Below are 14899 nucleotides of genomic sequence, written 5' to 3'. Positions count from 1 at the left end.
TGGATGGACGCTCCCCCGCGTGTCGTGCGGCACTTGCGGGAGTCGTCGCCCTTCTGGCGGCGTTCACCTGTTTGCCGCTGACGCGGTGACCACCGGAGCGCGGACGTGCAGCACGGGCCACGCGGACGAGGGCAGCGAGTCGTACCGGCCGGTCCGGCCTCCAGAGAAACGCCTCGGCTGCGGATCCCCACAGATGCAGGCCGTCGCCCGCGGCCGTCCGTACCGGTCGACAGCGCCGGGGGCGACGGCCGCGGGCCGAAAGTTGACCGAGCAGGTCGCACCCTCTCCATCCGCGGTGACCTGCATACTCGGCCAGCTGCCGGCTTCTTCCGCTCTACCGGAGCCAGCAGACCTCGCACGTAGTCCCGCATCCGCCACCGCAGATCCACCCGAGACAACCGGCCCGCCACCCGCGCGAAAGCCGTCTCCAACTCCGTCGCCGACAGACCGGCTTCGCCACCCCCACCATGCCCATGACAACGAGCCGACCAGCTCAGGCAACGGTTTCTGACTGGAGTACCAGGGCCAAGGTAAAAGCGGGGTGCCCCGCCCGGTCCGCACCACCGACTACGGCGCCCGCACCGACGCTGCCCGTGGCAGGTTCAGCCCGGAGTGCATCGGGCGGAGGTGGGGGGCGTGCTGCGGATCATCGGCTCGATCTGCACCGGCGTGGTGCGGGCCATTGGGTCTTGGGTCTGGCACCGACAGCCGGGCTCGTCGGCCAGGCACAGGATGTGCAGGGCTTTGGCGATGCAGCCGTAGCGGGCGATGGCGTCGCCCGGCGAAGTCGACCGGCCGACACGCGAGAACATCCGGATTACGTCCATGGAGAACCAGATCAGGGCTCGGCCTGGCACTCAACGCCCTGGTGCTGATTAACAGCCGTCTCCGCGACCGCCTCGTTAGGGTGCGTCGTTTCAATGAGCCGAAAGAAATGAGAATCTGCGCCTGGGCCGCCACCGTTGGACCGTGGAGCGGACGGTGGCCTGGCTATTCGGCTGCCGCCGTCTGCACCGCCGTGACGAGCGCAAGGCCGCACACTTCCTCGCCTTCGCGGGCGTCGCCGCCACCCTCATCTGCTACAGACGCCTGGTCCGGTGACACCGTCCGTTCCCCGGCCGGCTGGGAAAAACCACTTGTCCGCTCCGGTCGGTCATGGAAGGGTGTGCCGCGCTCTGCGATCTTGCAGGCATTCTCACGGTGAGGAACGAAGCCAATGTTCTCGGCGCCCCCCAGCGGCCGCCGTCGGCACTGAACGCCCGCTCCGCAGCAGCCTCAGCCTGCCGCGCTGTTCCCTACGGCGGCCCCACGACACGGTGCCTGACGCACCGTCACTCTCCCTCGCCCCGAACTTCCTGAGTTCGCCAGGGCTCCTCCAGAGACTTCGTGAGGTCAACACCCACCATGGACATCCAGGTCCAGAGCTTTGCCGTCACCAACCTCCGCCGCCGTCCCGTGGTCGTCGAAACCGGCGGCTTCGTCGCCGGCCTCACACCCGATACCGACAACCCCTACCTGAACTACGCGACCCCGCTACCCGGCGCCGAACCGAATGGGCAGGACGTCGCGGCGCTGATCGGGATCTTCCGGGAGCGGGGTCTGCTGCCCCGGCTGGAGTTCGCACCGCAGGCCGCCCCCGCCGTGGCACCGGCCCTGCGGGCGGCAGGCTTCGGCACCGAGGCGGTGCACGAATACCTCATCTGCACACCCCACACGCTCACGCTCCCCCAGCCCTCCGGCTCTCCGCGTGTGGACAGCCCGACCACCGACGAAGAGTTCGCCGAGCTCGATGCCGCGCTGGCCGAGGCATTAGGTGGCGTCTTCACACCCTCCGCGCAGGGTGCGGCCCGACTGCGCCGCACCCAGCAGAGCGGTGGAGCAGTGCGCTTCGTCCGCACCCCGCAGGGCGGCATCGTCGGCGGGGCATCCTGCTCCCCGTCGGCCGAGGGCACCGCAGAGCTGTCCGGCGTCGGCACCCGCCCCGCCCACCGTGGCCGCGGCATCGCCGCCGCAGTAACCGCCGCGCTGACCGAAGCGATGTTCGCCCAGGGAGCCGGATCAGTCTGGCTGGAGTACTCCGGGGAAGGATCCCGCCGCGTCTACGAGCGCGCCGGCTACCGGCCGCAAGGCACTCGCCTCTACCTCTCCTTGCCCCCGGCGCAGCAACCCTGACAGCACCAACATGCTCGGGGCCGCGGCCGCCTGCCGCCCCGAGTGCAACTCCTTGCAGGCTATCGGCGGGTATTGGGCCCGGACCATCCGTATACGCTCAGGGCTCGCGCTCATCTTGCCCGCCGGCAGGGCAAGGCGAGTGCCACAGCAGGCGTTCACCAATCGACGGCGCAGGAGTCGGCTGCTACCGGGCCGGGGCCTCGCCGGTGGCGATTTTCGTGGTGCCTGCGGCGGCTTTGGTGCCTGCGGTGGCTTTGGTGGCTTCGGCCTTTGGGGTACCAGTACCGTCTGTGGTGGGTTTGGTGTCCGCGACGCCGCTCGGCTCTGTAGTGGTGTGGCCAGGGCGGGTTCGCGGCAGCAGCCATACGGCCAGTATGGCCAGGGCGGCGACGAGCAAGGCGCTGATGCCGCTGATGACGTTCAGGCCGTGGGTGAAGGCGGCGTGGGCGGGGTCGAGCAAGAGGCCCTGGAGCCGGCTGGGGAGGCCGTCCATCATGGCCATGGCGTCGGGCAGGCTTTCGCGGGCGGACTCGGCCTCCTGCGCCGGGACGTCGCTGGGGAGGGTGTCGGTCATCCGGTCGCGGTAGACGGCTGTGCCTACTGTGCCGAGGACCGCGACGCCCAGGGCGACGCCGAACTCGGTACTCGTCTCGGACATCGCGGCGGCTGAGCCCGCCTTCTCGGGCGGGGCCGCCCCGACGATCAGGTCGGTGCCCATCACGAACATGGGGCTGATGCCCAGGTAGACCATGACGAAGCCGGCCACGAGGACAGGCAGCCCGGAGGCGCTGTCGACCTGGGTGAGTACCAGGTAGCCGACCGCCGAGATCGCCAGTGAGGCCCCGATGACGTACGCGGCGGGCACCTTGCGGGCGAGTGCCGGAGTCAGGGCGGACGCCAGGATGAGTGCACCGGCGGCGGGCAGCAGCCATAGCCCCGCCTTGACTGGCGAGAGCCCCTCGACCAGTTGCATGTACTGGGTGATGAACAGGTAGACCCCGCCCATGGCCGCGATGCTGAGCAGCTGGATTCCCAAGGCGGCGCTGAACGAACGGTTCCTGAACAGCGTGACGTCGAGCAGAGGGCTGGCCAGCCTGGACTGCCGGTGCACGAACAGCACTCCAAGGACCAGACCGCCGGTCAGGGTGGTCACAGGCAGCGCCGCGAGGCCGTCCTTGGCCAGTTCCTTGATGCCGTAGATGATCGGCAGGATGGCGGCGAGGGACAGCACGACGCTGGTCAGGTCCAGTCGACCGGCCTGGGTGTCGCGGTACTCGGGAAGCAGCACCGGGGCGGTCACCAGCAGCAGGATCATCACCGGCACCCCTAGGAGGAAGACCGAGCCCCACCAGAACGCCTGGAGCAGCAGCCCGCCCAGCACCGGCCCCAGCGCGACACCGGCCGAGAAGCAGGTCACCCAGACACCGATGGCCGTGCCGCGCTGCCTCGGGTCACGGAACATGTTGGTGATCAGCGCGAGGGTGGACGGCATCAGGGTCGCCCCGGCTATCCCGAGCAGCGCGCGAGCCGCGATCAGCATCTGGGGGCTGGTGGAGTACGCGGCAAGCGCCGAAGCGACGCCGAACGCGGCCGCCCCGATCATCAGGAGTTTCCTGCGGCCGATCCGGTCGCCCAGCGTTCCCATGGTGACCAGGAAGCCGGCGATCATAAAGCCGTAGACATCGGCGATCCAGAGCAGTTCGCTGCCGCCTGGCTGGAGGGCGGCGCTCAGGTGCGGGACGGCCAGGTACAGCACGGTGGCGTCCATGGCGAGCAGCAGGGTGGGGAGCGCGAGCACGGCCAGCCCGAGCCATTCTCGTGGCCCGGCCAGCTGTCGGGGGAGGGTCGTGTGGGGCGTTTCCGTTGACATGCCGCGTAAGCTAAACCCTCACGCCGACGTCAGAGTCAACTCGCTTTCGGGGAGCTTGTGATCACATGCGTATCGGGGCGTTGTCGCAGCGGACCGGAGTCAGCGAACGGGCACTGCGGTACTACGAGGAGCAGGGGCTGCTGAATCCGCTGCGGCGTCCGAGCGGGTACCGCGAGTACACCGATGAGCATGTCCACACCGTGCGCAGCATCCGCACACTGCTCGCCGCCGGTCTGGGCACCGCGACCATCGCCGACGTACTGCCCTGCATGGTCGACGAGGGCGGGCAACTCGCGGCCGCCTGCCCCGACCTGCTGGTCGACCTGACCAAGGAGCGGAATCGGATCACCGCCGCCATGGACGAACTACAGGCCGCACGCCAGATGTTGGACGCCATCATCGCCGCGCCCGTCCCCCTTGAGGCAGCCCAAGCACTGGACTGCAACGAGGTGGTCGGCCACTGAGGGAGGTGCACCGCAGGCCCGTCGTTCTGAGTCACCAGCCCCTCAGCCGTCAGTCCATGAACCATCGGCGGAGGTGGCCAAGTGGCCGGTGGTGAGCGTCGGTCGTGTACGCGGCCTCTCTTCTCATACCTGGCGAGTTCCGTTTGGAGCACCGAGCGGACCAGAGGAAGATGCCTGCGACGTGGAGGCCCTCGTCCGACGCGGCACAACACGACACGACACGGTCGCCGGCACGACGAGACGGTGGGACCAGCCGTCATCTCATGTGGCGCCGCGGTTGCAGCGCCTGGCCGTCAATCGCCTCGCCCGATGAGCGCCCGCAGGGCTCCCTCGGGGGTGTCCGCCAGCAACTCGGCGTAGTCCATGCCTCGATAGATCACGCCATTGGGGGTCATGGCCAGATACTGGTTGCGGCCGTTCGCCATGCCGAGGGGGTAGAGACGGGGCTCCCCGGTCTGCTCGCCGAGCACTTCGAAGATCTCCGCGTCCCACTTGGCCAGTAGGGGGTCGAACCGGAACTCCATCCAGGACGAAGCCTCGACCGGTTTCCCGGGGGCGAACGCCAGCCCTCCGAACTCGGTGAGAAAGCACCGCGCCGCGTCGTGGATCTCGAACCGATCGTGCTCGAGCAGGATGGCTTCCCATGTCCCGGTGGGCACCGACCGGCCCGGGTACCACCCGGCGGCACGCAGCACCCGGTCGGTCGTTGCGGTCCACCGCTGGTCGCTGTTGCCGCCCTCCACCCGCTGACCGTGTGGATCCCGCGCCGGGGTGGACTCAGCCGCGACCAGGGGCAGGGGGACGTTGAAGCAGCGTGTCTCGACGAGCTTGTTCAGCGCCTCGTCAGGAGCCTCCGCCAGCAGCTGGACGGTGTCCTCCCCGAGCGGCGCCAGGTAGACCGCGCCGCTCGGGGCGATGGCCAGGTGGCTGGTGCGGCGGTTGGCCTGGCCGATGGGGTAGAGCGAGACCCCGGCTCGTTGACTGAGCCGGGCGAAGGTCTCCGCGTCCCACTCGGCCGTGAGGGGGTCCAGCCGGAAAGGCGACTGAGCCGTGACCGGACCCGGCGGCCAGCCGTCGTTCACCAGCGCGCCGAACTCGGCAAGGAAGCGCCACGCGGCCTTGTGCATCTCGAAGCCGCCGTGCTCGCGCAGGATGGCTTCCCAGGTGTCGGTGGGGACCGAGCGGCCTGGGTACCACCCCGACTTCCGCAGCACAGCATCGGTCGCTGCGGACCACCGCGGCTGGTTTTCCACTGGCATCCTTGAGGTGAAGTCATGTGGAGTCACATGAACGTGAACTGGTGGAGGTTGACGATCGCTGCTGGATCGCCTGGAGCTTCCCACGCAATTATCTTCTGTCGGCACCGATCGTGGGCTGTAAGAGACGGTCGGCGCCCAGTAGGACCGGATCCTGTACTAGCGTCAAGTGACCAGGTGTCAGTCATACGCGGAGACGGGATATACCAGGTTATGGGGGACGGGCATGACGACGACCGCGTCATCGGGCAGTACACCGGAGCCGGGCAGTGGCAGTGGCACGCCTGGTGAGCCCACCGGGCAGAGCGGGGACTCGCCGTCCACTCCTGCTCCTGCGCAGGTGCCGCAGCAGAGCTCTGCCGGCTTGGGGGGCGGCCCCCGGGAGAGCATCTGGGCGATCGTCACCGAGGCGCTCGGCCTGGCGCCCGGAGCCTCCCGGCGCAGGAAAGTCGTGTTGTTGCTGGTGATGGTGGCGATCCCGCTCCTGGTCGTTTTCCGGGACACGCTGATTGACTACGTCATGATCAAGCCGAACGTGGCCAGAGAGAACGATTCCAACAAGGAGTACGACGCCTCCCAGTTGCCCTTCACGGTGTCCGTACAACCCGAGAACGGAGAACCCCGTCACTGGGCCATGGTTCTCGACCGGGAACTGACCGCCGACGAGGCACGGAAACTGACGTCCAGCAAGGACAGTTCGACCGCCTTCTCGTATATGAAGGCACTGGGCGGCCATCCGCTCTCGTACGCGGCCGTGTTGGAGCACGCCCCCAAGCGGTACACACAGCAGCAGACGTCAACGGGGCGCCTGGAACTCTCCGACACGTTCAAGATGAACGTGCTGAGCACTCGGTCCTCCCCCGTGGTCATCAACGACTGGAAAGTCACCGACATCACGTGCCGGAAGAGCACCGCGCGGACGGTCGTCGGCTATCCACCTCAGGGCGGAACCACCTACCAGGGGATCCGGCTCCACATTCCACCCCGCGCTGACGAACCCGTGCTGACCGACGATGCCGAGGGACAGGGCGAGTCCTACTTCGGCACCCACTACATCGAGGTCGGAGGGGGCCAGCCCTCGGGCGGGATCAGGGCGGAGGCGATCGCGCCACCGGGGCAGTCGTGCGAGTGGGGCATCAGCGTCCACTACAACGACTCCTACCAGAAGGGCAGGTGGGTCCAGCTGAAGGACGGGAAGGGGAAGCCGCTGCGCACCCGGACGGAGTCCGTTCCCCTGGACCCCCGGCAGAAGTGGGTCTTCGGCTCCGTGCCCTGGACGCAGTGCCCTGAGAAGCCCAAGGAGCCGATGTGCGACCTGCTGTAGCCGGCAAGGCCGTGGCGCTCGTTCTCCTGGCCTTACTGTGCGTCCAGGCATGCAGCCCGCAGCCGACAACTGAGCAACGGGACTCCAGGCCGTCAGTGCCCTACCTGGGCAATCGCGAATACGCCCTTCCGGACAGCCCGTTCACCCGCAAGGGCACGGTCATCACCGCCACATGCAATATGGGCGCACGCTATGCCAGCATTTCGGTTCAGGCCTGGGATCCCGAGACGTGGCGACCGCGCGCGGAGCGGCAGTTCCCCATTCCGAGCGACGCCGCGTTCACCAACTATCCGGGCGCCAAGGCGGTCAACAGCCCTCTCGTGGACCTCTGCGGAGTGAGTCCGGACGCACCGTCCCCCTATCCCGTGAGCAGTTTGGAGTACACGGCTCCCCGGGTACGAGCCCTCTTCGACCTGGCGTTTACGCGCATGGCGGTAGTTCTCCGGGACCCCGCCGGCAAGACCACCAGCCACGTCGGCTTCGTGACGGGTGGCGCCGACCAGGACGAGGTCGTGCGCCTGGGCGGTACGGCGCACGACGACGAGCAGAACGCGGTGATGTCGCCCGACGGGCGCAGTGTGTGGTTCACGTACACGGCTCATGACGGCAAGAAGAGGATCGGATCTCGGTCCGTCGCGGGGGACCACCGCCTGTCGGACGAGGGCCCGGCCGCCGGACACGGCGTCCCCCTCACCATCTCGGGCAAGCCACCGCGTGCTGTCCAGGCGAACATGGTGCGCCTCGCGCCGAACGGCCGCCGGCTCACGGCGAACGCGCCGAAGGTCTTCGGGAACGTCTTCGACACCTGGAACTCCTCGGGTCCGCTCACGGGGGCATCGGCACACGGCGCCACTCTGCTGAGCGGATGTGTCGGCGTCGTGGGCTGGATCGGTGACGACCGGGTGCTGTGCCGCACATCGTCCGGCTCCTTCCAGGCTGTGGACGCCCGTACCGGCCGTGCCTCAGGCGCCCCGATCAGCGTGGTCGGCCCGTATGACGGGACCGTCGCGGAGGGGATGCTGGTCTCGGCGGACGGGAAGAAGTCCATCGTCTCCGTTCATCAGCCCAATGGTCGGAAGAGGGAGGGGGCGGAGTACGAGGGCCCCGATTTCAGGGTGGTGCCGACCACTTCCGGAGGATCGACGAGCCACATCTCCAGCAACCTCCTGAGCATGGAGACGATGTTTCTGGAGTGGTGGTGAATTCGGTGTGGCTTCGGCGCGGTGGCTGCGGCTGCGGCTGCGGTGTTCAGCGACTACGGGATCACAAACTCCGGCGCATCGAGCCATCACAGCTCCCCGAGGACTGCCCTCGGGCGCCCACTGCCAGCTACTTCCCGACGAACCCATGCGGACACTACCTGTCCGCATGCTGGTGCACTCTCCAGTTGCCGGCGCCTCTGGCCCGTACTTCGAACAGGTGCCAGCCGGCAAGCTCCGCGGCCCCTTCGCCGCGCAGGCTTCCCCAACCCATCCCACAGAGAGGCGCAACCACCGTGTCCCAGGACATCGAGCTGCTGGAAAAGGCCCTGAACCACACCACGCAGCTGCTGAGCAACGTCACCCCGACCCAGTACGGGCAGCCCACCCCGTGCGACGACTTCGACGTACGGGGCCTTGCCAACCACCTCGTGGCCGGAAACCCGTACTACGTCATCCTCGCCCAAGGCGGTGGCCCCGACTTCTCACTCTTCGCGCGGGACCAGATCGGCGACCAGCAGCCCGGTGAGGTCTACGCCAAGGGCGCGAAGGACGTACTCGCCGCCTGGCAGACCGAAGGGGCGCTGGACCGGCAGATGCCGCTGCCCGGCGGCGGCATGGGCCCGCGGATCGCCGAGCTGCACCTGCTGGAGGCCGTCCTGCACGGCTGGGACCTGGCCACCGCGACCGGGCAGGACCGGGCCGGCGACCCCGACACCGTCCAGGCCGCACACGACCGCTGGTACGGGAACTTCCCCGACGAGGCCCGCGCCCACACCGGCATGTTCGCCCCGTCCAAGCCCGCACCTGACGACGCACCGGCCCTCGACCGGCTCGCCGCCTACTTCGGCCGCACCATCTGACCCGACAAACCCCGGACACCGAACCGGAGACCCCTCCGGCAAGCCACCCCGCTCCCTCGGTGGGGCCCCGTCACCCCGGATGGAGCCCCACCTTCCGAGGCTCGTGCTCGCACGCGCTCCCCCTCCGTTAGGCGGGGAGGCGAAGGCGCACCGAGTAGCCCTGGCCGGATTCGGAGAGGTGGATATGTCGCGCCCGGCCGGCGCTGCGAGCGCCTCCTGGTCCTTCACCATCCCGCCCGTCGACTCCGCCTGTGCGCAGTCAGGGCGGTGAAGGTAGGCGTCAGCCCAACCGTCCTGACGTGCGGGCGGAGCGAGCCACCACCGCTTACGTCTCTCTGTCGGGGGAAGATCGAGACTGGCGGAGTTCTCCCCTGGCAGGCCTTGGACGACGGGGAACGGGGCGCGGAAGGTGATCGTGCGGGAACCCAGGGACGGCCCGTGCCGGCGGCCATCGTTTGGGTCTGGCAGCTCCATCTGCAGGGTGTACCACCACACGCCCGAGCGGTCCCGGTGCCAGCGGACCACGGCGGCCTTCAGGTGCTGCCCGTCCGGCAACGTGACGTCTGCCCGCGGGGCCGAGACGTCCGGGGGGGAGCTCGTCCTCGTCATCCCTCACGACACGTCATGGTTCTCGCCAAGTGCCTCGGCACCCGCTTTCTGCCCACAGCCGCCCACTTGAGCCTGGCGGGCATCTGGCTCACGCCGATGCTTGACGTTCCCGAGGTTGCCCAAGCGGTCAAGGTGTCAACGGCGCACTCCCCCATTGTCGGCGGAACCTGGGATCCGCATGGGGACGCGGCGGCCCGCGCGGGCAAAGCGCAGGTGCTGGAACTGCCTGGGGCTGATCACGGCCTCGAAACACCAGGCGACGTCCAAGGCTCCTTACTCGCCTTGGCCACCGTCATCCGTGCCGCCGAAGACTTCGCCGCCGACCTGACCTGACGCACCGCCTGAGCGTTCCGGTCGTACCGCTCAGTGCTCCAGCAGTGTCCCCTGCTTCGGCTGCGGTCTTGCGCGGGGAGCGGCAGTCGCTAGCGTGTGGACCGCGGCGGATCCACAGCCGCGGTCAGTTGGCAGCCAGCACGATGGAGGGACGCATATGGGTGAAGCCTCATCTGACATGGCAGTCGCGCGGCAGCCGGAGGGCACCGCGCTGACAGACGGCGAAGCGGCGCTGGCCGCGGAGCTGGACGAGACCAGGATCGAGCCGACTACCAAGGACGCGTAGGGGTGTTACTCGGTGGGGCGGGTGCCGAGGAAGGGTCGTGCCGACCGCGACGACGGGAAGCGTCAAGGCCCGCTGCACCAGCCCCACCGGCCACCACCGCTGCCCAGCGGACCAGCACCACGGTCGAGCGGGCTGCCCGGAGCATGGGACTGCACCCCTGCTGGCGACGACACGCCCACATCGAAGGAGTGGTCTGCCTGTGGGAGTGCTCGCTGGCCGACAACACCGGTGCACCGGTGCCGGGAGCGAGCGGGATCGGTAAGGGACATGACCAGGCAGAGGCCCGGCTTCGTGCGCTCACCGAGGCTCTGGAGAGGTTCCTGACCGGTCCGGCGAGACTGAATGAGTCGCCCGTCCACTTCGTGGGTGCAGGAGAGCTGGCTGCCGGCCCACTGTCCCGGGACGCGAGCGCGCCCCTGCTGACTCGGCTCTCCGGCAGCGAACTCGCCTGTCACTCCTACCAGTCACTCCACCCAGGGGACAGCGCGATCAGCATCCCGCTCTACTTTTCAGCCCCCTGGTACACGGACCAGGACGGGAAGCACTACCGCGATCGGGTCGGAGACCGGACCGACTACCGGGACCTGTCCCGGTACTCCGTCAGCTCCGGCTACGGCTTGGCGCCCACCCCTGACCACGCCACCGTCCACGCGCTGCTGGAGACCATCGAACGTGACGCGTGCTCTCTCCTGATCCTGCGCGTCCTGCTCTCCGGCCGGCCGCCCACCGTCGTGGACCCGCGCACCCTTCCCGACGATCTCGTCATCCTGCACGGCCAGGTCGAGCACGAAGCCGACGGCCCAGTCCACCTCATCGACGCCACCAGCGACCTGGACATCCCCACCATCCTCGCCTACCGCGCACCCGCCGACGGCCGCCCCTACCTCCGCGGCCAGGCCACCTCCCTCTCTCCCGCCCAGGCCGTCGCCGGCGCACTCACCGAACTACTCGAATCAGCGGTCGCCCGCCGGCACACCAGCCCGCCGCCCCTCCCATTGACCGATCTGGAGCCGTACCCGGCCCTGCACCGCTGCGCCCGCTTCGATCTCACAGCTGCCCTGCACCGGGCACGCACGACGGCATTCGCTGACCGGACGACGTTCCCTCCCTGCCCCGGTGCACAACTGGACGAAGTGCTCAGCCGGCTGACCGCCCACGGGTTCACCGCTTACCGCCGCCGCATCGCCACACTGCCGGGGAACGTGAGTGCCGTCCACACCGTGGTGCCGGGCCTGGAACGGTTCTTCGCCGTCGTCAAAGGGGCGCTCACCCTTCCCGGACCACGAGGACGATCCTCCCGCTGAGGCCGCAAGAGGAGAAACAACGCCACTCCCTGACGGGTGCCTGACGAACGGCGAAGGGCGACCTTCCGGATCGTCCGCGCGATCCGGGTCTGGGAGAGTCAGATCGCTGTGCGCCCGAGCTGTCTGACGCTCTTTCCTATCGGTCTACCACCACGCTCAGGCTACGGTCCAGGACGGCGTCCGGCAGCAGCCGCGACAGCGTCGTGGCTACCCGAGCGTCGGCACCGACGCAGTAGCGGGTCCTGGGGCGGGCAACAGTCAGCGCCCGGAAAATGGTGCGCGCGAAATCCTCCGGGCGCGTCTTGCTCGTCAGGGCCCGCTGCTCGTTCGCCCTCAGGAACTGCTCGAAGGACGCTCGGTAGTTGTCAGCAATGGTTTTGGGGGCCTTGCTCATTATCCCCTCTCCGGACTGCCGCACCTTGCCCCAGATTGGGGTTGAGATTGCGCCCGGCTTAACGACCACGACCGAGACACCGAACGGCCGCAGCTCGCGGCGGAGCGCGTCGCTCAGCCCCTCTTTCGCGAACTGCGCCGTGGCATATACCCCCAGATATGGGACGGCCACACTGCCCACGCCTGAGCTGATATTGACTATGCGTCCGCGGCTGCGCCGCAGTTGCGGTAGGAAGGCTTGAGTGACGGCGACAGTACCGATCACGTTGGTGTCCAACTGCTGGCGCAGGCTTTCGGGGGGCACGCACTCAAGAGGGGCGGAGACACAGCTCCCGGCATTGTTCACCAGCGCCCACACGCCCTCGTCGCCCATGGTCTCGGCGACCTCGGTGGCGGCCGCCCGGATGGAGTCCTCGTCGGTGACATCCATGACTACCGGGCGCAGCCGTGCGGAGGACGCCTCGTCGCGCAGCCTCTGGGCGTCCTCGAGTTTGCGCACAGCGGCGAAGACCTGGAATCCGCGCTGCTCCAACGCAAGCGCGGCCTCCTTTCCGAGTCCGGAGGAGGCACCGGTGATGACGACGGCGCGTCCGGCCGGGGACAGTGGCTCGGGCTGACGGCTCAGCATTTCGATTCCTTCGAAGGTGGGGGTACGCCGGCTGTCTGTTAGTCAGCCGGAGGCTTGGCGCACATCGGGCGCGCTCGATAGCGCGGAGAGCAGGGTGTGTAGGGATTCGTCGGCGATGCGGCGGGCGCGTGGTGCTGGGACGAGTCCCTCGACGAAGCTGAAATTCCAGGTAAGTTGGCCGTGGCTGGTAAGGACGGTTGCCACAATTGCGCCGGTCACCGAGATGCCCGCGACGAGCTGGGTGCCGGAGACGCGCCAAGGGCCTATCCGGTCGGGGAAGCCACGGCGGCCCAAGTTGGAAAGACACATGTTGATCGGGCCCTGCTCGTCCATATAGCGCATGAACGAATCGGCGTCTACTGGTGTCTTGGGTCCCGCCTGGTCCAGCAGATTGACCAGGGACAAGTGCTCCTCGCGCCTACGACGGGCCGCCAGGCCCTGGCTGATGACGCGGGCCATGGGCCACAGAGGTACGCCGGGCCGGTACAGGACACGGGAGGGAAGGGTGGCCGCGTACGTGCCGGCTTCGTCGTGAGCAACGGCGGGATCGAGCTCGGCTCGGAAGTCGAGCGGGGATCCGATCGAGAGGTAGGCCGGGTCCTGTGTCCCCGCCTCCGTGGCGACGGCGGTCACCATGGCGGCGGCCAGGGCTCCGTGCACCGTGACCTCGTGCTGCCTGCAGGCATCCACGAGCAGCTCCAGCTCCCCGGCGGTGAGGGATCTGTGCACCATCCGGGTGCGCCGCTGGTGGAAGGGGATGGGACGGCTGGGCACGATGCGATGTGGCCGCAATCTGCGTGCTTCCTCCGCGTCGCGCTCCATGAGATCCGTAAGAGCAGCGGCGCCTGCCTCGCCCTGGTGGTGGCGCGGCAGCAGGTCCTCCGCGGCGGGCAGCGCCCGGCGCGACGTACTTGAGGGTTCCTCGCCGGCGCTCAGCTGGGCGGCGATGTCGATCCATTCCTTGAGCAGCGCCAGGCCCGTCATGCCGTCGGCTATGCAGTGCGATGCCGTCAGAATCAGGTCGTGGACGTGCTCCCCGCCGCCCTCCAGTGTGATCACGACGGCTCGCAGCAGCGGTCCGGTGCGCCAGTCGATGCGCTCGGAGAGCTCGCGCTCGTTGACCTCGTGCTCCCACCGTGTGCCGGCATCGGGGTCCAAGGCGGGCACCTGGACGTGGCGGAGCGGGATCGGCGTATGCGCAACGTCCACTGGGCGGAATGCGGGGGCTTGGCACTCCTGGGCGCTGATCGCGGTGCGCAGCAGGGGATGACGGGACTGCAGGACGCTCAGGGCGCGGCGCAGCAGTGGCATCGGGAGATGGCCGTGGATCCGGCTGCGGAAGATGCCGTTGAGGGGTGAGGTCTGGTCGGCGATCCAGTACCAGCGCTCCAGGGGGCTGAGGGGGCGTCGGATAGCAGGGACGCCGGGGAAGGAGAGGGCTTCGGCGCTCGGGCGGGCGAGTTCCTTCCGGGGCGTTTGCCGGTAGTGGTCGGCCTGGGCCTGCTGCCGCTCGGGGGTGTCGGCCTTCGTCATGATCGACATCATGCCGACCCGCGAGTTGGGCTGCGGCCAGCCAGACGACAACGCGGCAAGGAGGAGCGAAATAAAGCCAAGTACCGTGAGCGACCATCGCAAGCGCATACCAGACCCGGAGACTGCGCGGCCCATCGGGTTATCAGAGGCGTTTGCTGGAGCGATCGCGCTGAGAGGAACTTGTCCGAAAGCCGCTGCGGCGGCGCGGGGCTCGACCTCGTCTGGCGCGGCACACAGTAGCCAGCGAACGCCTACATGCGGAAGTTGAGTGGAGGGCCCGCCGAGCACGGTTGGCAGCAGGTGGCGTCCTGGCGTAGGAGCTTTAGCGACGCTCCCTGAGCCTAATGTTGGAAGTAGTTTGCGAGCCCACTGCGCGGAACATGGCCGCCGAGTTGACGAGTCGCTGGTCACCATAGTGGGCCAACGATGCCGGCGTTTGGCGTCCGCGACAGCCCGAAGCGCCAGCTCACACGGCCGGGCCAGCACTGCCCGGTGGACTCGCAGGCTTCGGTGTGCCCTCGCAAAATGTGCTGTCTGGTCGCAAGTGGGTATCGGATTCCGGTCCACTAACCTCGGGCTTTCACGTGGCCTGGCGTCCGGGACGTGATTGAAAACGCGAGAAGTGCCCCTGACCTGCAACGATAGAGCTTGTCAAGGTCCTGTCA

12 protein-coding genes and 1 pseudogene are annotated in these 14899 nt (G+C 68.4%); 8 read left to right on the top strand and 5 right to left on the bottom strand.

The genetic code is table 11. From position 1 onward, the window contains the following. Window positions 1-602: 602 nt before the first annotated feature. Complete coding sequence (locus ACFWZH_RS30145; protein WP_384438191.1) at window positions 603-812, bottom strand: hypothetical protein; 210 nt, start codon at window positions 810-812, stop codon at window positions 603-605. Window positions 813-948: 136 nt separating this feature from the next. Here ACFWZH_RS30145 and ACFWZH_RS30140 point away from each other — a divergent pair. Next, window positions 949-1101 (top strand): annotated as a pseudogene (locus ACFWZH_RS30140) (IS5/IS1182 family transposase); the annotation flags it as partial. Window positions 1102-1404: 303 nt separating this feature from the next. After that, the gene (locus ACFWZH_RS30135; protein WP_384438188.1) at window positions 1405-2172 is read left to right on the top strand and encodes a GNAT family N-acetyltransferase; all 768 of its coding nucleotides are present in this window, start codon (window positions 1405-1407) and stop codon (window positions 2170-2172) included. Between the two features lie 184 nt (window positions 2173-2356). Here the strand turns inward: ACFWZH_RS30135 and ACFWZH_RS30130 are convergent, their stop codons facing one another. Continuing rightward, window positions 2357-4042: an MFS transporter gene (locus tag ACFWZH_RS30130; protein WP_384438185.1), complete on the bottom strand. Its 1686-nt coding sequence runs from the start codon at window positions 4040-4042 to the stop codon at window positions 2357-2359. A gap of 65 nt (window positions 4043-4107) precedes the next feature. On the opposite strand from ACFWZH_RS30130, the gene ACFWZH_RS30125 reads away from it, so the two are divergent. Further along, complete coding sequence (locus ACFWZH_RS30125; RefSeq protein ID WP_384438182.1) at window positions 4108-4506, top strand: MerR family transcriptional regulator; 399 nt, start codon at window positions 4108-4110, stop codon at window positions 4504-4506. A gap of 293 nt (window positions 4507-4799) precedes the next feature. On the opposite strand, the gene ACFWZH_RS30120 is transcribed toward ACFWZH_RS30125, so the two are convergent. After that, window positions 4800-5765, bottom strand: coding sequence for an SUKH-3 domain-containing protein (locus tag ACFWZH_RS30120; RefSeq protein ID WP_384438179.1), 966 nt, complete (start codon window positions 5763-5765; stop codon window positions 4800-4802). A gap of 361 nt (window positions 5766-6126) precedes the next feature. Here ACFWZH_RS30120 and ACFWZH_RS30115 point away from each other — a divergent pair, with 361 nt between their 5' ends. From ACFWZH_RS30115 to ACFWZH_RS30095, 5 genes are all read left to right on the top strand, one after another. Next, window positions 6127-7086, top strand: a complete 960-nt coding sequence (locus tag ACFWZH_RS30115) for a hypothetical protein (RefSeq protein ID WP_384438176.1) — start codon at window positions 6127-6129, stop codon at window positions 7084-7086. A gap of 95 nt (window positions 7087-7181) precedes the next feature. Next, window positions 7182-8288: a hypothetical protein gene (locus ACFWZH_RS30110; protein WP_384438173.1), complete on the top strand. Its 1107-nt coding sequence runs from the start codon at window positions 7182-7184 to the stop codon at window positions 8286-8288. A gap of 293 nt (window positions 8289-8581) precedes the next feature. Next, window positions 8582-9148, top strand: a complete 567-nt coding sequence (locus tag ACFWZH_RS30105) for a TIGR03086 family metal-binding protein (protein ID WP_384438171.1) — start codon at window positions 8582-8584, stop codon at window positions 9146-9148. 624 nt (window positions 9149-9772) lie between these two features. After that, complete coding sequence (locus ACFWZH_RS30100) at window positions 9773-10090, top strand: hypothetical protein (protein ID WP_384438168.1); 318 nt, start codon at window positions 9773-9775, stop codon at window positions 10088-10090. Between the two features lie 429 nt (window positions 10091-10519). After that, window positions 10520-11680, top strand: a complete 1161-nt coding sequence (locus tag ACFWZH_RS30095) for a YcaO-like family protein (RefSeq protein WP_384438165.1) — start codon at window positions 10520-10522, stop codon at window positions 11678-11680. 136 nt (window positions 11681-11816) lie between these two features. Here ACFWZH_RS30095 and ACFWZH_RS30090 read toward each other — a convergent pair whose 3' ends face one another. Together ACFWZH_RS30090 and ACFWZH_RS30085 are read right to left on the bottom strand one after the other, a co-directional pair. Then, entirely contained in the window at window positions 11817-12701 is an 885-nt protein-coding gene (locus ACFWZH_RS30090) for an SDR family oxidoreductase (protein WP_384438162.1), read from the bottom strand. A 42-nt stretch (window positions 12702-12743) separates the two neighbouring features. Next, window positions 12744-14234: a condensation domain-containing protein gene (locus ACFWZH_RS30085; protein WP_384438159.1), complete on the bottom strand. Its 1491-nt coding sequence runs from the start codon at window positions 14232-14234 to the stop codon at window positions 12744-12746. Between the last annotated feature and the right edge of the window lie 665 nt (window positions 14235-14899).

This window comes from Streptomyces sp. NPDC059008 (assembly GCF_042749045.1).
In the GTDB taxonomy this organism is placed as follows: domain Bacteria; phylum Actinomycetota; class Actinomycetes; order Streptomycetales; family Streptomycetaceae; genus Streptomyces.
The sequence above is the reverse complement of the archived record's forward strand: the minus strand, read 5'-3'. Positions and strand labels throughout refer to the sequence as shown.